This window comes from Methylotuvimicrobium sp. KM2, assembly GCF_038051925.1.
In the GTDB taxonomy this organism is placed as follows: domain Bacteria; phylum Pseudomonadota; class Gammaproteobacteria; order Methylococcales; family Methylomonadaceae; genus Methylotuvimicrobium.
In genome coordinates this window covers 1,397,572-1,416,192 of record NZ_CP150634.1, presented here as the reverse complement: position 1 = coordinate 1,416,192, position 18,621 = coordinate 1,397,572, and the positions used below count along the sequence as shown (strand labels likewise).

General features: G+C 52.9%; 9 protein-coding genes. 6 read left to right on the top strand and 3 right to left on the bottom strand.

From position 1 onward, the window contains the following. Window positions 1–879 precede the first annotated feature (879 nt). The gene (locus WJM45_RS06115; RefSeq protein ID WP_341328083.1) at window positions 880–2,934 is read left to right on the top strand and encodes a reprolysin-like metallopeptidase; all 2,055 of its coding nucleotides are present in this window, start codon (window positions 880–882) and stop codon (window positions 2,932–2,934) included. Window positions 2,935–3,526: 592 nt separating this feature from the next. Here WJM45_RS06115 and WJM45_RS06110 read toward each other — a convergent pair. Next, on the bottom strand, window positions 3,527–7,444 hold the full coding sequence (locus tag WJM45_RS06110; RefSeq protein ID WP_341328912.1) for an FAD/FMN-binding oxidoreductase: 3,918 nt from the start codon (window positions 7,442–7,444) through the stop codon (window positions 3,527–3,529). A gap of 558 nt (window positions 7,445–8,002) precedes the next feature. On the opposite strand from WJM45_RS06110, the gene treS reads away from it, so the two are divergent. Both treS and WJM45_RS06100 read left to right on the top strand, forming a co-directional pair. Continuing rightward, window positions 8,003–11,365 carry a maltose alpha-D-glucosyltransferase gene (gene treS / locus WJM45_RS06105; RefSeq protein ID WP_341328082.1) on the top strand — a complete coding sequence of 1,121 codons (3,363 nt, stop codon included), beginning with the start codon at window positions 8,003–8,005 and terminating at the stop codon, window positions 11,363–11,365. 592 nt (window positions 11,366–11,957) lie between these two features. After that, a complete protein-coding gene (locus WJM45_RS06100) occupies window positions 11,958–13,316 on the top strand; it encodes a TolC family protein (RefSeq protein ID WP_341328081.1) in 1,359 nt (452 codons plus the stop codon). 74 nt (window positions 13,317–13,390) lie between these two features. Here the strand turns inward: WJM45_RS06100 and WJM45_RS06095 are convergent, their stop codons facing one another. After that, window positions 13,391–13,624 (bottom strand): hypothetical protein, encoded by a 234-nt coding sequence (locus WJM45_RS06095; RefSeq protein WP_341328080.1) that lies wholly within the window; start codon window positions 13,622–13,624, stop codon window positions 13,391–13,393. 22 nt (window positions 13,625–13,646) lie between these two features. Next, window positions 13,647–14,045 (bottom strand): rhodanese-like domain-containing protein, encoded by a 399-nt coding sequence (locus WJM45_RS06090; protein ID WP_341328079.1) that lies wholly within the window; start codon window positions 14,043–14,045, stop codon window positions 13,647–13,649. 692 nt (window positions 14,046–14,737) lie between these two features. Here WJM45_RS06090 and WJM45_RS06085 point away from each other — a divergent pair. From WJM45_RS06085 to cbiB, 3 genes are all read left to right on the top strand, one after another. Next, window positions 14,738–16,381, top strand: a complete 1,644-nt coding sequence (locus WJM45_RS06085) for a hypothetical protein (protein WP_341328078.1) — start codon at window positions 14,738–14,740, stop codon at window positions 16,379–16,381. Window positions 16,382–16,709: 328 nt separating this feature from the next. Then, complete coding sequence (locus WJM45_RS06080) at window positions 16,710–17,729, top strand: aminotransferase class I/II-fold pyridoxal phosphate-dependent enzyme (RefSeq protein WP_341328077.1); 1,020 nt, start codon at window positions 16,710–16,712, stop codon at window positions 17,727–17,729. Continuing rightward, entirely contained in the window at window positions 17,722–18,615 is an 894-nt protein-coding gene (gene cbiB, locus WJM45_RS06075) for an adenosylcobinamide-phosphate synthase CbiB (protein WP_341328076.1), read from the top strand. The genes WJM45_RS06080 and cbiB overlap by 8 nt, the downstream gene beginning before the upstream one ends. The last annotated feature ends 6 nt before the right edge of the window (window positions 18,616–18,621 follow it).

Sequence of the window (18,621 nt, the reverse complement as noted above, 5' to 3'; positions counted from 1 at the left end):
TTAATTTGTTATTTTTACATATTTTGCTTCGGATTGATACTTGGCTATTTGCATGAGTTGAATTGCTGCATACGATTATGCTTAAAAAATGGCTATGTTCGCGTTAGCAGTTGAAACGGTTCTCTTTGCTACTAAATAAACCATTTAGGAAATAGTCTATGATTGCTTTCCAAAACACTGAGCGTGGAAGAGGGTACGATTACTCGCTTGACAGGACGCCGTAAATACATCCATGTAGGCTTGACGGCGGCTTTCCCTGCCGCCGACACCTGTCAATCGAGCAACCGTGCCCTTCTTTCAACCATTGGTGTGATATTGAAAAAAGGAAAGTTATTCAGAGTTGTATCCTTGGGTTTTATGTTGGCTTTCAGTTCAAAAGTATCAACTATTAACGCATACATAGCTTAAAAAATGCGGAGCTTTTGGCATTCCGTGTTGTCCAAAAAATGTTGTTGCTTGGCGCGGGGATGGCCACTGGACCTACGAAGGGATTGAGGGTTTTCGACTCATACGCATCAAGCTAAAAACGGCCAACCCACATCCGCTCTTTCCCAGTTCTCCATTAAAGTATACCTATCGGAGATCAAAATTCGGCACCGGGGTGCCCGTCAAAGGACGCCGTGAATACATCCCTGTAGGCTCTATGCCAGCTCCATGCTGGCCCCTCACCTAGCGTTAGGTGAGGGGCCGAGCGCCCCGGTGCCTCCTAAGGCACTGCCGAAATTTGAAGTGCGAAGGGTATACATAGTACATAGCCCGTATGCAGCGTAGCGGAATACGGGAGTGGCGCGGCTCCGAACTCCCCGGATTGCGCTACGCTCCATCCGGGCTACGATGCTTATTGAATGTTATTGTTGTAAATAGCCGAAATTGTACGAAATGAAAATTCTCTTGAAAAATTGTTTGGCTTTTTTCTGCTTGGCTTTATCGCTTAACGGAATCGCCGACATGACCGATCCGGTAATCAAGGAAGAGCCGCGCGAAATTTATCATGTCATTAAACATAAGACTTTGCGCGAGTCAGCATCCGCTCTAGCGAACCGGTCCGGCATAGCATTCAAAATCGATGATGCGATCAAAGACGATATCATCACGAAAAAATTGGCTGCCGATAACTGGAAAATCGCCGTCGAGCAACTGTTGCAGAATTACAATTATGTTATTGAATTTGGCCAAGGCACCGTTAAAACAGTCATTATCTCCGGCAGGAACGGAAGCGAAGTTGTCGAGGACGGCGCAACACTTACCGAACCGCTGGTCGTTGAGCCGGTTTTTGCCGAAAAACTGCCGAACAAATACCGGCACTATAATCCCGGCTCGGTCATGCCGATCGATTTGCCGATGGAGCAATTGAACGCCATGAGCATTGGAGGGCGACTGATGCTCGATTTGCCCATCGGACAATATGACATTGAGCACGATATTAAAATCGAACATCAAACCGGCACCCTTACCTGGATAGGCCATCTAGCCGAGGAAGGCAAGGGCTACCGGTTTTTTGTTTCGCAAGGCGAGGCGGGAATTATCGGTAATTTTTATACGCCGGGCGGCGAGTATCTCATCGATGCCGCCGAAGGACTTACGGTGCTTGTCGATCTTGAACGATCCGGTTTGCAAAAAGTAAGGCGCCATGAACATGATGATGCGTTAGCGACGCCCGAGTCTTTGATGCCCGTCATGAATAATCAGCCGTTACTCCGCGTTGAGGGATTAAAAGAGTCGGCCGAACTCGCCCGGGCAAGAGCCGACGATTTCGCGTCCGAGGCAGAAAGCGCTCTTGTCGAGTATGAGAAACAGAGAGACTATGTTGAACAAACGACTCGGCAAGTTGAAATCTTGCGGAACGGCTTTAATCAAGCGCAGGAAAACCATCTAGCAGCCAGATTCACGCTGAATCAGTCACGTACCAATAACGCATTAAGGGAAGAAATAAGATTGGCGAGACTAGCGCTTAGGGCGGCTAGGATAGAACTTAGAGCCGCTAGGCGCGAATTGAGAAAATCGCTTGCCGAGCATAGAAGAGCAACAAGAATCGCGAATCGGCTGCATAGAATTTACTTAAGAAAACAAGACCTTGCCGATAAGGCGGAGGCCGATGCAAAAATCGCCGAAACCGCCTATGCCGAATATTTGGCGGAATTGGACTCATCAAACGACACGCCGTCAAACAAGCCCGTAAATGAGCCGAATGAGGATCTCAATACTATTGTCGATTTAATGGTGCTGTACACGACCGGCAGGCAAACCGCCGCATACGCAAGGCAACGCATTCAATTTCTGGTCGACCTTTCCAATCAGGCCCTCCTGGACTCAGGCATCAAGATGGAATTAAGATTAGTGCATACCCGGGCGACCTCTTATACTGAAAGCAACAGCAATTCCAGGGCCTTAACGGATTTAGCCTCCGATCGAGGCGCGCTTAGCGGAACTGCTGCGTTACGCAATCAATACGGCGCCGATGTGGTCTTGCTGTTTAGGCCCTTATATGGTCAAACATCCGGCAGCTGCGGCGAAGCCTATATCGGTTTTGCCAATGGCGGCGGCGGCATTCCGAACTTTGCCTTCGCAATAGTTAGCGACGGTCAGTCAAAAGACGCGAATACGAGAAGTTATTGCGGTACCGAAACCTTCCCTCATGAAGTCGGTCACAGTTTCGGCTTGGTTCATGACAGAGAGTTCTCCAACGTGGCGGGCAAATTCCCTTACTCCTATGCTTGGGGAATTGATCGTAGATTCGGCACTGTCATGAGCTACTACGGGCCTTCGTTGCCGCTATTTGCAACGCCCTTATTACCCCGCGCATGCGATTCGAGTCCCTGCGGCTTTCCGGAAAACCACCCTAACGCATCGGACCAAACGAGAACCGTCAATCATACCGCTCCTACCGTTGCCGATTACCGACCTACAACTGCTCTCTTGCCCATAATAGATTGAGGCAAACCGAAACGTTGGGGGAAAATTTTTCCTGATTAGCAAGATGCTTCAGCTTGCCGAAGCCAAGTGTCCGAGCAGGGGCTAGTCGTAGTCGCAAAAACTAAAATATGCTGTTACCCAAGCTCCAGCTCTCTTCGTTATACACAAATATCGGTAAACTTGCTAAACAGAGGTCATCGTATAACTGGAAACGATGCTGTTTGATAAATCTGCGGGTATTGGATATCAGTGGCTCCGAGATCGCGATCTGGGGATCGCTCCCACAGAGCATCCAGCCCCTTGTGGGAGCGACGCCTTCGTCGTCCCTCACCTAACGCTAGGTGAGGGAAAGCCCGAATCGTCTAAGTCGTCTTTTGTCTTTTTCGAAACCTACAACGGTTAGCCGCCTTTTTTCGAGCTTTGGCATTACGGCTTCGATTCCGTTGTGCGTTTTTTAGCAATATGGCCCCCGATGATCGCGATCTCGGGATCGCTCCCACAATGGACGACCTCGCGCCGGACGCGGTTCGCAAATCCGTCAGGCGAGAGGTACGGTGGCGGGATTGAAACGATGGGTTTCGGCCGGCTGCTCCCTGCTAACCGCTAACCAAAATCAAACCAAAACCCGCTCGATCCCGCCCTTGGCCGCTTGCTTGATATAGCTTTTCATCCAATCCTCGCCGAGAACATGCCGGGCGATTTCGACGACGATATAATCGACTTCGAGCTGATCGACGTCGCCCTTGTAACGCTGCAAGCCTTGCAGACAGGACGGACACGAGGTCAACATCTTGACCGGCCCGTCATAATCGTCGGCGCGGAGTTTCGCGGTGTCGCGGTGGAGTTCGACCGATTTACGGTAACGCACCTGTGTCGAAATATCCGGGCGCGCGACCGCCAAGGTTCCGGATTCGCCGCAGCAACGCTCGGATTTATTGACCGGCGCGCCGAGCAATCCGTTGACGGTCTTCATCGCATCCTGTTGTTGCATCGGACTGTGACATGGGTCGTGGTATAGATAACGACGGCCGTTGACGCCCTCCAGTTTCACGCCTTTCTCGAGCAGGTATTCGTGAATGTCGATCATTCGGCAGCCGGGGAAAATCTTTTCGAATTCATAATCGACCAATTGATCCAGACAGGTGCCGCAACTGACCACGACGGTCTTGATATCGAGATAATTGAGCGTGGTCGCAACCCGGTGAAACAACACGCGGTTATCGGTCGTGATCTGCTGTGCCTTGTCGAATTGACCGGCCGCGCGCTGCGGAAAACCGCAGCACAAATACCCCGGCGGCAGCACGGTTTGTACGCCGATTTCATAGAGCATCGCCTGCGTCGCAAGACCGACTTGCGAAAACAAGCGCTCGGAACCGCAGCCGGGAAAATAAAACACCGCCTCGGAATCGGTTCGGGTCTTGTTTGGGTCGCGGATGATCGGCACGATTTGATCGCTTTCGATGCCGAGCAAGGCTCTGGACGTTTTCGACGGCAGCTTGCCGGGCATTTTCCGGTTGGTGAAATGAATCACATACTCTTTCATTTCCGGCTTGCCGGTCGACGACGGCGGGCGCTTGAGCTGCGCCTTGCCCCAAGGCCTGAGGAAGAAGTTACCCAAGCGCTGCGCTTTATAAGACCATTCGATCAACAGTTTGCGCATCAACTTGACGCTGCTCGGCCGGCCGGTCGACAGAAACGCGATCGCCGCGGTCTTGACCGGGTTGAAGCTTTGCTTGCCCATTTTGCGCAATAGATTGCGCATGTTCATCGACACATCGCCGAAATCGATATCGACCGGGCATGGATTGAAACATTTATGGCACACCGTGCAATGATCGGAGACGTCTTCGAATTCCTTCCAATGCGTGATCGAAATGCCGCGCCGGGTCTGCTCTTCGTACAGAAAGGCTTCGATCAACAGCGAGGTCGCCAAAATTTTATTACGCGGCGAATACAATAAATTCGCGCGAGGCACATGCGTCGAGCAAACCGGCTTGCATTTACCGCAGCGCAAACAATCCTTGACCGAGTCGGAGATTGCGCCGATGTCGCTTTGTTGCATGATCAGCGACTCGAAGCCCATCAGATTGAATGAGGTCGTATAAGCCGAACTCAGATCGGAACCGGGCATCAGCTTGCCGCGATTGAAGCGGCCTTCCGGATCGATGCTCTGCTTGTAATCGTGGAAGCCGGCCAGTTCTTCGTCGGTCAGAAATTCGTATTTGGTGATGCCGATGCCGTGCTCGCCGGAAATCACGCCCCCCAAAGAGCGCGCCAAGGCCATGATACGCGCCACAGCCGCGTTGGCTTCCTGGAGCATCTCATAATTATCGGAGTTGACCGGCAGATTGGTATGCACGTTGCCGTCGCCGGCATGCATGTGCAGCGCTACGAATACTCTTCCGCGCAGCACCTCTTTATGCGCCGCTTCGATGCGCTCGACGACCGGACGGAAATTATCGCCGACGAATATCTCTTTCAGGCGCGGCAGCAATTCCTGTTTCCAGGACACTCGCAGCGAATAATCCTGCAACCGATGAAACAAGGTCGGCTGCTCGGTCAGGTTGGTCAGTTCGCCGGCAACGATGCCGTATTGGGGAAACAGAGCTTCGGCCTGCGGCAAAGGCAAGTCCAGATTATCATAGAGCCATTGCCAACGTTCGCGAACTTCGGCGACCACCATCAAGGCATGGCCGCGCCGTTCGCCGATCAAATCGGTTTTATCGACGCCGTCCTCATAGGAACGCAAGGGCAAATCGCCTTCGAACAAATCGATCAAGGCATCGCACAAACGCAGTTTGTTACGCAACGACAATTCGATGTTGATGCGTTCGATGCCGTCGCAATAATCGCCCATGCGCGGCAGCGGTATCACGACGTCTTCATTGATTTTAAAGGCGTTGGTATGTTTTGCGATCGCTGCAGTACGCGCTCGGTCGAGCCAGAAGGTCCGGCGTGTCTCGGGACTGACCGCAACGAAGCCTTCGGCGCCGCGCGCATTGCACAGCCTAACCACTTCCGAAGCCGCCAACGCGACTTGATGATCGTCGTCGCCGACGATATCGCCGATCAACACCATTTTCGGCCGCCCGCGATGCTTGGCCTTGCCGGCATAGCCGACCGCCTTGACATAACGTTCGTCCAGATGTTCGAGCCCGGCCAGCATTACCCGGTCGCTGCCGCTTTTCGGCAAGGCCGCCAGAAAATCGCGAATCTCGACGATGGCCGGCACCGAGTCGCGCACCTGGCCGAAAAACTCCAGGCAAAACGTGCGCGTATAGGCCGGCATTTTATGTAAGATCCAGCGCGCCGAAGTGATGATGCCGTCGCAGCCTTCTTTTTGTATGCCCGGCAGGCCGCCGAGAAATTTATCGGTGACATCCTTGCCCAAGCCGTCCCGGCGAAATTTCGCGCCGGGAATCTCGAGCCGCTCTTCGGACAACAATTCCTTGGCTTTGGCATCGAAACGCTTCAAGGCAAAGGTAACAAGTTCCTGGTCGTGAATCTTGCCGAAATTATGATGGATACGCTCGACTTCGAGCCAATTGCCGTCCGGCGTCACCATGCGCCAGGATACCAAGTTATCCAGCGCGGTTCCCCACAGCACGGCCTTTTTACCGCCGGCGTTCATCGCGACATTGCCGCCGATACACGAAGCATCGGCCGAAGTCGGGTCGCAGGCGAACACCAAGCCGGCGTTTTCGGCCATGTCCATTACGCGCCGCGTTACGACGCCCGCGCCGGTACGTATCGTCGCATAAGTCTGCTCGACGCCCGGTAATTGGGATTGCGCTTCGATCGGCCCCATGTCCAACAATTTTTCGGTGTTGATTACGGCCGAGTAAGGCGTCAGCGGCACCGCGCCGCCGGTGTAGCCGGTACCGCCGCCGCGCGGAATGATGGTCAGGCCGAGTTTGATGCAATCGCGCACCAATTGGCCGACTTCTTTTTCGCTGGTCGGATACAACACGACGAACGGATATTCGACCCGCCAGTCGGTCGCATCGGTCACATGAGACACGCGGGCAAAACCGTCGAAACCGATGTTGTCTTTATGCGTATGCTTGGAGAACAAGGCAAGCGCCTTGCGGCGCATTTCTCGGGTGCGGTCGAAATGCGCCTCGAATTCGTTCACGGCCTGATGCGTCGCTTCGATCAGCAAGGCCACGCGCCGGGCTCGATCCGGATATTCGTTTTCGTATTCGGCATGACGTTTTTCCATTTGCCGCAGACGGTGACGCAGGGCGTCGAGCAGAGCCTTGCGGCGTTTGCGGTTGTTCAGCAAATCGTCCTCGAGATAAGGATTGCGCTGAACCGCCCAAATATCGCCGAGCACTTCAAACAGCATCCGCGCGGAACGGCCGGTCATGCGTTCGCCGCGTAGCGACTCGATGATCTGCCAGTTCTCTTCGCCGAGCAAGCGAATGACGATCTCGCGGTCGGAAAAAGAAGTATAGTTATAGGGAATTTCGCGCAGCCGCTCGGGCGACGCTTCGTCGAGAAAGGGGGAGAGTTCGGAATCCACTGACATCCTAGGTAATGGCGTGGTTGGAAAGTTGTATTGTATCACTGGCGGGCAGGGTCTAAAAACTCAAAATCCGCATGGCTTTTATTTATGACCGCATAGCAACCTTTTGTTGTAATCTTTTGTGGGAGCGACGCCCGTTTAAGCTCCCTCGTTCCCACCTCTCCAGCGTGGGAATGCCGACCGGTCTTGCCTCGGCTGCCAAGGTATGGGTTTCCACTGAGGGCCGTGGGAACCCGAAATATCTCTTCCGATGCCTGTAATGTTTAGCCATTTTTTCAATGCTTAGCGTTGCGGCTTCGGTACCCTTGTGCGTTTTTCGGCATTTTCGACTCCGATGATCGCGATCTGGGGATCGCTCCCACAGTACTAATTACCCTTTGCGATAGCGATGCCGCTCCCTCACCTATGGCTAGGCGAAAGGCAACCGAGCGCGTTAGGATAAAGACGCGCATGCTAAACTGTCATTAACCGCATTGAGCCGAATCGCCGACTGTTTTATATTTACCGGTAAGCGTCGGGGCGTTGGTTTTGACTCCTCTTTTACTATTGCAGGAAAAGGCCATGACTAAAACAGAAGGCAGTGAATTTGAACAACCGTTAAACGGCGACAAACCGGACTGGGAAAACGACCCGCTATGGTTCAAAGATGCCGTCATTTACGAACTGCACATCAAGGCTTTTTTCGACAGCGACAATAACGGCATGGGCGATTTCGAAGGATTGATACAGAAGCTCGATTACCTGCAAGATCTCGGAGTAAACACGCTCTGGTTACTGCCTTTTTACCCTTCACCGCTGCGCGACGACGGATACGACATAGCCGACTATCGCAACATTCATCCCGATTACGGCTGTATGGACGATTTCAAGCGTTTCATGAAAGAAGCCCACCGCCGGGGTTTCAAGGTCATCACGGAACTGGTGATCAATCACACCTCGGACCAGCATCCATGGTTTCAAGCGGCGCGAAAAGCGCCGCCGGGTTCCGGCAAGCGCGACTTTTATATTTGGAGCGAAACCAACCAAAAATTCCCCGAAACGCGCATTATTTTCGAGGATACCGAAAAATCGAATTGGACTTGGGACGATGAGGCTCATGCCTATTACTGGCATCGCTTTTTTTCTCACCAACCGGATCTCAATTTCAATAACCCGCATGTCGTCAAAGCGGTGATCAAATTGATGCGTTTCTGGTTGGATCAAGGCGTTGACGGCATGCGCCTGGACGCCATTCCCTATCTATGCGTTCGAGAGGGAACCAACAACGAAAACTTACCGGAAACGCATGACGTGATCAAACAAATGCGTGCGATTGTCGATGAACACTATCCGCATTGCGTGTTTCTCGCCGAAGTCAATCAGTGGCCGGAAAATGTTCGGGATTATTTCAGTGACGGCGACGAGTGCCACATGGCCTATCATTTCCCGCTCATGCCTCGAATTTACATGGCTATCGCGCAAGAAGACCGTCACCCTGTCGTCGATATCATGCGGCAGACTCCGACCATTCCCGAAAACTGTCAATGGACCATATTCCTGCGCAATCATGACGAATTGACCCTGGAGATGGTCACCGACAAGGAGCGCGATTACATGTATCAAATCTATGTCAGCGACCCTCGCGCGCGCTTGAATGTCGGAATTCGGCGCCGCCTGGCCCCGCTGATGGATAACGAGCTGGATAAAATCAAGCTGATGAACAGCTTACTGCTATCCATGCCGGGCTCGCCCATCATTTACTACGGGGACGAAATCGGCATGGGCGACAATATTTTCCTTGGCGACCGCAACGGCGTCAGGACCCCCATGCAATGGAGCCCCGATCGTAACGGCGGTTTCTCCCGCGCCGACCCGCAACGCCTGTACCTGCCCCCGATCATGGACCCGATCTATGGCTATGGGGCGGTCAATGTCGAGGCGCAGTTGCGCGACCGCTCCTCGTTGCTCAATTGGATGAAACATGTTTTGACTTTGCGCAAAAACCACCAGGCATTCGGACGCGGCGAACTGGTTTTTTTACACCCCGGCAATCGAAAAATCCTAGCCTATCTCAGGTTATACGAAGACGATATCATCCTATGCGTCAGCAACTTATCGCGAGCCGCGCAGGCGGTCGAATTGGATCTTTCGGCTTATAAAGGATGCGTGCCGGTGGAAATGCTCGGACACACGACTTTTCCGCCAATCGGCGAATTACCGTACCTGCTTACCCTGCCCGGCTATAATTACTATTGGTTCCGGCTGGCCCGTAGCGAAGATGTGCCGGCTTGGCATGAAGAACACTTATTACCCGAGGAGTTACCGACGCTAGTGCTATTCGACGGCTGGCACAGTTTTTTTCGAAGCCAAGACGAATCCTGGCGTATTGCCATGTCCGAAAAGGCGCGCACCCAACTAGAGGAAAACGCGTTACCGGGCTTTGTCGCCGCGCAAAATTGGCATCGTGAAGTCAGCAACGAATCGCTCGACCGTGTGCATATTAGCGATTATGCCGAATGGGGATCGGTAGACAATACGTGGCTACTCGCCCTAGCCCGTGTCGAACACAAGTCAGGCGAACCTTTTCATTGTTTTTTACCGCTCGCGCTGGCATGGGAAAATCACGACCTGAAACGCTTACATGATTTGACGCCTTTCACCGTGGCTAAGGTGCGCCAGCAGTCTCAAGTAGGCATTTTAGGCGATGCATTTGCCGACGAGGCATTTTGCCAAGCACTGGTTCAGGCCATTGGCGCCGAACGTACAATCGTCTGCGAACAAGGAGTCATCCGTTGTTCGCCGACCGAGGCGTTTGACGAATGCGCTGCGGAGAAAGAGATGGACCAGCTAGCCGCACAACCACCGCATACGAAAGATAATAAAACAACCGTCGCCCTAAACAATCGATTTTTTTTAAAAGGCTATCGACGCCTTCAAGTCGGACGCCATCCGGAAATTGAAATCGGTTGCTTTTTGAACAATACGGTAAAATTCCGTAATACGCCGCCCATCGCCGGTTTCATCGAGTATCGGGACGAGAATGGCGATGTCATGACCCTTGCCGTGTTGCAAGGCTATGTCAAAAACCAGGGCGACGGTTGGAGCTATACGCTCGACTATCTGGAAAGATTCCTGGAAGATTGTCTCACGACGGAACCTGAGCCGTGTCTTGCCACCGAGAAACACAGCGCTTATCTCATGCTGATTGAAACGCTCGGTCGACGCACCGGCGAACTGCATCATGCATTAGGCACGGTAACAGATACCTCCGCTTTCGATCCCGAACCGGTCAGCGACGACGACCTATCGGACTGGGTGCGGCAAGCGCAAACCGAAGCGGTATCAACGCTGGATTTACTCGAACATCGCCTGAACGAGCTTGATGAAACAGTTCAAACGGCGCTACGCCCTTTACTCGAACAACGCGAGGCGCTGATTGAACGGATGAACGCTTGTATTTCCGAACCGGCAAATGGAATTAAAATCCGCTATCATGGAAATCTTAATCTGGGGCATGTGCTACTGACCGAAAACGATTTTTTATTTACCGACTTCGAGTACGATACGGCGCAATTACGCGCCGGACAACATCGAAAACATTCGCCGTTAAGAGATGTGGCGGATGTGCTAAGATCCTTGAATCATGCGGCCCATAAAGCCATAACGCTCGCCAGCATTGAACGGCCCAATGATATCGCCAAACTAGAACCCATGATGCGGGACTGGAAAACCGAGGTTAAGCGCACTTTCCTCGCCGCCTATGATGAAGCGGTAAGCAGTAGCGACTTGTTTGCAAGAAATGCGGCTCCGCGCGGTCTGATCGACCTCTTTCTACTCGAAAAGGCGTTTTACGAACTACGCGATGCTTTGAGCGACTCTCCGGAAAAAATAGTTATTGAAATTAGTAACATCCTAGCGTCGCCGACGAGAATAGAAGCCGAGTGATATCCTTGACATCAGCAGTTTATGAATGGCATGTATGCGGTAATAGTTATCGTTCCCACGCTCTGCTTCACTGCCATTAAGTTAAGCCTTTTCTGGCTCCCACGGTCCTCCGTGGGAATCCGTATCTAGGCTGTTGAAACCAGATTGGTATGCGTTCCCACGCTGGAGCGATGGGAACGAGGAAAACTTGCTAAACAGAGGTCATCGTATAACTGGAAACGGTGCTGCTTGATAAATCTGCGGATATTGGATATCAGTGGCTCCGAGATCGCGATCTGGGGATCGCTCCCACAGAGCATCCAGCCCCCCTTGTGGGAGCGACGCCTTCGTCGTCCCTCACCTAACGCTAGGTGAGGGAAAGTCGGTTACGTTAAGCAACAATAAAGGGTATCGAGGTCACATTTGCCAAGATAGCAAGACGGTATATCTACGACTTATGTATAACGGCGAGCGCTCTGCGTGGGAACGATAGGGGATGTAAATAATTACGTTTACGATGCGGTATTCACGGCGTGTTCCAAAGCCTATTTAATATTAGCATTTTCTTATATACTAGCCAGCATGATTCCAATTACTTCAACGGAAAGCCATTATGCTTGAATTGACCAAAACAGCCGTTCTGGCTTGCTTACTAATACTTCCGCAAACGCATGCTTACGCGCAATCTTCGGAACTCGAACGCCGACCGACTTATACCTTGGAAGACGCCATATCGCTTGCATTGCAAAACAATCCGGATCTGCAAATCGCTCATGAGCGTATCGGGCAGGCTCAAGCGCAATTGGGAGAAGCATTCGCCGCGTTTTACCCGCAAGCTCAAATTCGCATGTCTTACGAGCATACCGACAATCCCTCTCGCGCGTTCGGCATGATCATATCTCAGCGGCGGCTGAATCTCGACGGCTCCACCAATTTCAATCAACCGGGCGGGACCGATAATTACCGGCCCGAAGTCGTCGCGACCTATTCTCTGTTTCGCGGCGGTCAGGATTATCAGGCGGCCAAGGCCGCCGAACTCGGCGTCGAAGCGGCGGAATTGCAAGAGTCGGCGGTCCGCAATCAATTGATCGAAGCAGTGACTTCGACCTACTATGGCCTACTGGCAAGCGCCGAGGCCCATAAAGTCGCTTTGAATTCGATCAAGGCGGTCGACAGCGAACTGCGGCAAAGCAAAAACCAATACGAAGCCGGCGCGCTATTGAAATCCGATGTCTTATCGTTGGAAGTACAATTGGCCGAAACCCAAGACGCCGAGATTCAAGCCGCGAATGCGATCGAACTAACCCGGACCGGACTCAAAACGCTGCTCGGCCTCAATGCCGACGAAGCATTCGAATTCGAGCAGGCCTCGGCGGCGCTGCAAATTCCGGAAAATCATGAATCGTTCGACGATTTACTCAACCGCGCCATCAAGGAGCGCCCGGAAATCGCCGCGGCTTATAAACGCGTCGAAATCGCCGAACGCAAATTGAGCGCAGCCAAAGGCGCGCATCTGCCGCGCGCGAACGCGTATGTCAGCTACGGTTCGGACAGCAAGAATATCGATTTTTCGACCAACCGCGACAATGTCACGGCCGGCGTCATGGTCGAAATGGATTTGTTCAGCGGTTTCGGTACCAGCGAAGCCGTCAAAAAAGCCGAGCATCAATTGAACGAAGCGCAAAAAGCGCATACCCAGACCAAGCTCGCGATCGAAAACGAAGTCAAAACCGCGCATTTGAAATTCCGGGAAGCGCTGGCGCGTCTCAATGTGACGCGTGCGGCGATCGCATCGGCCGAGGAAGCCTTGCGCTTGGTCAACCAACAACGCCAAGCCGGCGCCGCCACGGTCACGCGTTATATCGAGGCCGAAGTCGCGCGCGACAAAGCGCATTCGCGCGATATCGCGGCACGCTTCGACGCGCTACGCGCCGAAGCCGAGCTTAAAAAAGCGCTGGGGAGTTGGAGGTGAGCGGTGAGCGGTGAGCGGTGAGCGGTGAGCGGTGAGCGGTGAGCGGTGAAATGATGCGGAATTTAATCCATTTGTCAAGCCCCTCTTTCCTCTTTCCTCTTTCCTCTTTCCTCTTTCCTCTTTCCTCTTTCCTCTTTCCTCTTTCCTCTTTCCTCTTTCCTCTTTCCTCTTTCCTCTTTCCTCTTTCCTCTTTCCTCTTTCCTCTTTCCTCTTTCCTCTTTCCTCTTTCCTCTTTCCTCTTTCCTCTTTCCTCTTTCCTCTTTCCTCTTTCCTCTTTCCTCTTTCCTCTTTCCTCTTTCCCCTTTCACCTTTCACCTTTCACCTTTCACCTCATTCAAACGCCAATCCCGCTTGCCGCCAAGCTTTAGCTCCGCCTTCAAGATTGTACAAATTACGATAGCCTAGTTCATAGAAAGACCGCGCGGCCGCATTACCCATAGGCCCGCCTTCGCAATACAAATAGAGCGCGGTATTTTTATCGGCAGGCAGTTTATCCTGATACCGCTCAACCTCGTTGTAAGGAATGAAAAGATTAGTCCCCTTGATATGCTGCTGCTCGGGGATGTGAACATCGATTAAAACAATAGTCTCATTTTGCATGATTCGATTGAGTTCTTCAGCACTGATCATGGTCAAATAATCGGGTTTTTGAAACGCGCAACCGGCGACGATAGCGATCGCCATGATCGAAAATAACAGCGTTTTTTTAGCCAAGATTCGGAGTTTCATAAACAATAACCTAATTCAAAGAGTAAAACGGCATTTAACCATAAAAACCCGGCTGGGCGCGAAGCGGTTTCAAGTGACTGGTATTACTACGCTTCCGGCGCTCCGAATTGTCTTTTCACCTTATCGTTCCAACGCTCTGCGTTGGAATGCAGCCCGCAACGCTCCAGCGTTGCGAAACCGGACATCCCACTTGAACTAAAACAAGTAACAAGGATGATTAGTGCTGTGGGAGCGATCCCCAGATCGCGATCGTCGAAGACGACAATGCTAAAAAACGAACAACGGAATCGAAGTCGCAACGCCAAAGTCCTAAAAAAGGCGACTAAACGTTGCAGGCATCGGAAGAGATATTTCTGGATCCCACGGTCCTCCGAGGGAACCCATACCTTGGCAGCCGAGGCAAGATCGGTATGCATTCCCACGCTGGAGCGGTGGGAACGAGGACTTAAACGACGCCGGCTTTCCCTCAACTAGCGTTAGGTGAGGGACGACGAAGGCGTCGCTCCCACAAGGATTCCGATGTTCTGTGGGAGCGATCCCCAGATCGCGATCGTCGAGGTCTATAATGCTAAAAAACGCACAACGGTATCGAAACCGTAACGCTATAACAAAAACGATTTCCGCTTTGGCTCCGGGCTAGTCCGGGTTAGGATTAAGCATTATGTAACACCTCACTCATCGACAATGAACTTATGAATACAAAACCGAACCGCCAATGGCAAAACTGGCTAGACCGCAATGTTTACGATCTGGCTCGACAAATGCGCCTTAGCTATGTTCCGCCGTTGATGGTCTATCTGGCAGCCGGCGTATCCGGCTTGACCGGCATCGTCGGAACTTTTTTCGTCAAGGAATACCTCGGCTTGTCGGCCGAATTTCTGGCCATGCTGGGCTTTTGGGTGATGCTGCCGTGGGCGCTGAAAATGCCGGTCGGCCATCTGGTCGATTTACTGTGGCGGCATAAAGCCAAGTTGATCTATCTCGGCGCGGCGCTGATCGCGGCTAGCTTGCTGATCATGATCAATCTATTGGCGGACCGGGAATTCATGACGCACATCCTGCCCGCCGAAACTTGGTTTGTCTTGTCGGCATTACTGGCGCCGATCGGTTATGTCGTACAGGATACCGTCGCCGATGCGATGACGGTCGAGGCGGTGCCGCGTTTCGACGAACAAGGCAGGCCGCTGCCCGAGGCACAAATCAAATTGGCGCACACGACGATGCAGACCTTGGGCCGGGTCGCCATTATCGGCGGATCGATGCTGGTCGCGGCCGCCAATGTCATGCTGTTCGATGACGTACATTTGATGGACGACGCCGAAAAAGCGGCGGTGTATTTGACGGTTTACCGTTGGGCCTTGGTCATACCCTTGATTTCGATAGCTGGGATACTGCTGTCCGCCTATCTCCGATCTCAACAGGAATGGCGCTTGGCGGCGCAAGGTTATGAACGCGAAGACATTGACCGCTTGCTGGCCCGACCCGAAGATGAATTGCCCGAAATCAACTGGTGGATTCTCGGCGGCGGACTTGGTTTCGTGTTGTTCGCGGTCTTAATGGGCTTGAGCGATATTCCGAATAGCGATGCGATCGTCTTTATCGGTTCGCTGGCTATCGTGCTATTTTTGATTTGGCGCCTGACGCTGGACTTGGAATCCACTCAACGCAATCAGTTGTACGGCATCGCTTTCGTGATCTTCGCCTTTCGGGCCGTGCCGACGACCGGCGCCGGCGAAACCTGGTGGATGATCGATGTGCTCGCCTTCGATCAACAGTTTCTTGCGCAACTGTCGTTAGTCACTAGCGGACTGACGCTGTTCGGCATGTTTCTGTTCCGGCGCTTCATGGCCGAGCGCCCGATCACGCATGTCATCGCGGTCTTGACGATAGCGTTGAGCGCGCTGTATTTACCGAACATCGCGCTGTTTTACGGCTTTCATGAATGGACTCAGGCGCATACCGGCGGCGTGGTCGACGCGCGTTTCATTGCCTTGATCGATACCGCGCTGGAATCGCCGCTCGGACAGATCGCGATGATTCCGATGCTGGCCTGGATCGCTAATTCCGCGCCGCCCAGACTCAAGGCGACCTATTTTGCGGTCATGGCCGCTTTCACCAATCTGGCCCTTTCGCTGTCTCAATTACTGACTAAGGCGCTCAATCAAGTGCTCGTGATCAGCCGCGAAATCAAAGACCCGACAACCGGTTCGGTCATCACCGCCGCCGATTACAGCCAATTAGGCAGCTTATTTTTCATCGTGATGTTTCTAGGATTGGCGATGCCGTTGTCGGCGATTTTAATCGCCCGGCGCACGTTTTTTAAGGATGACGGTTGAGTAACTGTCTAAAAAACTATCTCCCGATTTTATCGGGTCCGTTACACTAAACTTCGGTAAAAAAATGATGAGTCTTAGCGAATGCGACCTCGATACCGTTTTTTGTTACTTAACGCACCCGGCTTCGAAATCGCGATCTGGGGATCGCTCCCACAGAGCACCCGACACTTTGTGGGAGCGACGCCTTCGTCGTCCCTCACCTAGCGTTAGGTGAGGGAAGGCCGAGAGCATTAAGCGGCTTGACTCCTCTGCGCCGATATTCTCACCCCCGACGCCCCGTTTGGTTTAAAATAGACGGTTTTTGACTTCGCACGACACGCTTTTCTGAATGAAACACGGCGGTAATATTTACGGTTTTGCCGAGCGCATCGGTTGCCGACCGGATCAGGTCTTGGACTTTTCAGCCAACATCAATCCCGTTCAGGCCATCGACTGGCGCGCCTTGCAATTCGACCCGTCGCCTTACGCCGATCCGGATTACAGCGCCTTGAAAGCGGTGCTGCTGCATCGCTATCCGTTGCCGGACGATGCCGACCTGGAACCCTTCAACGGCGCGAGCGCGGCGATTTTTGCGTTATTACGCAAGCTCCATCCGGAAGAGGTCGTACTTTATACACCGATGTACGTCGAATATGCGCGCATCGCGCGGCAATTAGATTGCCGCATTCATTCCATCGACCGTTTCGGTCGTTTTGAACAGACGGAAATCCCGCCGTACAGCACCGTCATTTTCGTCAACCCGGCCACGCCCGACGGCACGCTTTACGACCTACACGAGCTACTGGCCCAATGGCAGGCCGCTCGATGCACGATCCTGATCGACGAGTCTTTTTTGGACTTCTGCCCTGCCGCCGCCACGGCCAGTATCGCCGACAAAATCGGGCAAATCCCGAACCTTTACCTGATCAAGTCCTTGAGTAAGTTTTACGGCAGCGCCGGCGTCCGTATCGGTTTCGTCGCCGCCGAGAGAACGGCAATCACAAAATTGCAACAACTCGAACCGGCGTGGAAACTGTCGAGCTTCGATATCGCCTACATGCAACAAGCACTTCGCAACGACGCCTTCGTCGACAACACGCGCAGGCAAACGACACAGCTTCGCGAATCCTTGAGGCAAGTGCTGGAGGATTCCGAACTATTCGACCGGGTGTATCCGAGTCAAGCCAATTTTATCCTCGCCCGTTTGGCGAAAATCGACGGCCAAGCCTTGCAGCGCCATTTGGAAAAGGCGCGAATCTTGATTCGCGTCTGCGACAATTTCGAAGGCCTGGATAAACGCCATGCGCGCTTCGCGGTCAAGGATACCGAATCGATTGCCCGGCTCGCCGAGTGTTTGCAACATGTTTGAATTGGCGGCGCTGGCCTATTTGATCGACCTGCGCTTCGGCGAATTCCGCACGACCCACCCGGTCGTGCTGATGGGCCGCTTTATCGAAGGGTACGAACGGCGTTATTACCGCGACAATATTCGATCGGGCGCGATATTGGTTGCCAGTCTATTGACCTTGACTCTGATCGTAAGCCTCTCGATCGTTTACGCCTGCCAACTATTACCGTATTGGCTCGCCCTACCCGTTTTAGCTGTCATAGCATCGATGGGGCTTGCGATGCACATGCTGCATGGAAGCGTATCGGAACTGTTGACCGTACAGCAGCCACGCCAATCCCTACGTTACCTGGTGAGCCGCGATACCGAAGCGATGAGCGATAGCGAGGTCTATAAGGCGGCGATTGAAACTTGGGCCGAAAACCTCAGCGACGGCGTCATCGCACCGCTGTTTTATCTGGTCTTATTCGGCCTACCGGGCTTGGCCGTTTACAAAGCCGTCAATACTTTAGATTCGATGATCGCCTATAAAACCGACCGCTATCTTCATTTCGGCCGAATCGCCGCCAAACTCGACGATCTCGCCAACTTTATTCCGGCCCGTTTGACAGCCTTATTGATTATTTTAGTGTCGGCCGATAAAAAACGGGCTTTACAATGCTTATGGCGGGACGCCGATAAACTGGAAAGCCCCAATGCCGGCCGGCCGATTGCCGCGATGGCGGGTGCCTTGGGCGTGGCATTGGGCGGCGATGCGATGTACCATGGCAGGCTAAAAACCAAACCGGCGCTGGGCGATGCCATCGTGCCGGTCACTAAAACCATGCTATCGAAAGCCTTGTCCATGAAAACACCCATCGATTTCACGATCCTCGGCCTATTGGCCGTTGGTTTCTTGCTGTCTTGATCAAGC

What these genes read in the sequence shown, in the direction of transcription:
- WJM45_RS06080 (WP_341328077.1), top strand. Translation starts at nt 16,710, where the DNA reads ATGAAACACGGCGGTAATATTTACGGTTTTGCCGAGCGCATCGGTTGC.
- cbiB (WP_341328076.1), top strand. Translation starts at nt 17,722, where the DNA reads ATGTTTGAATTGGCGGCGCTGGCCTATTTGATCGACCTGCGCTTCGGC.
- WJM45_RS06115 (WP_341328083.1), top strand. Translation starts at nt 880, where the DNA reads ATGAAAATTCTCTTGAAAAATTGTTTGGCTTTTTTCTGCTTGGCTTTA.
- WJM45_RS06090 (WP_341328079.1), bottom strand. Translation starts at nt 14,045, where the DNA reads ATGAAACTCCGAATCTTGGCTAAAAAAACGCTGTTATTTTCGATCATG.
- WJM45_RS06100 (WP_341328081.1), top strand. Translation starts at nt 11,958, where the DNA reads ATGCTTGAATTGACCAAAACAGCCGTTCTGGCTTGCTTACTAATACTT.
- WJM45_RS06085 (WP_341328078.1), top strand. Translation starts at nt 14,738, where the DNA reads ATGAATACAAAACCGAACCGCCAATGGCAAAACTGGCTAGACCGCAAT.
- treS (WP_341328082.1), top strand. Translation starts at nt 8,003, where the DNA reads ATGACTAAAACAGAAGGCAGTGAATTTGAACAACCGTTAAACGGCGAC.
- WJM45_RS06110 (WP_341328912.1), bottom strand. Translation starts at nt 7,444, where the DNA reads ATGTCAGTGGATTCCGAACTCTCCCCCTTTCTCGACGAAGCGTCGCCC.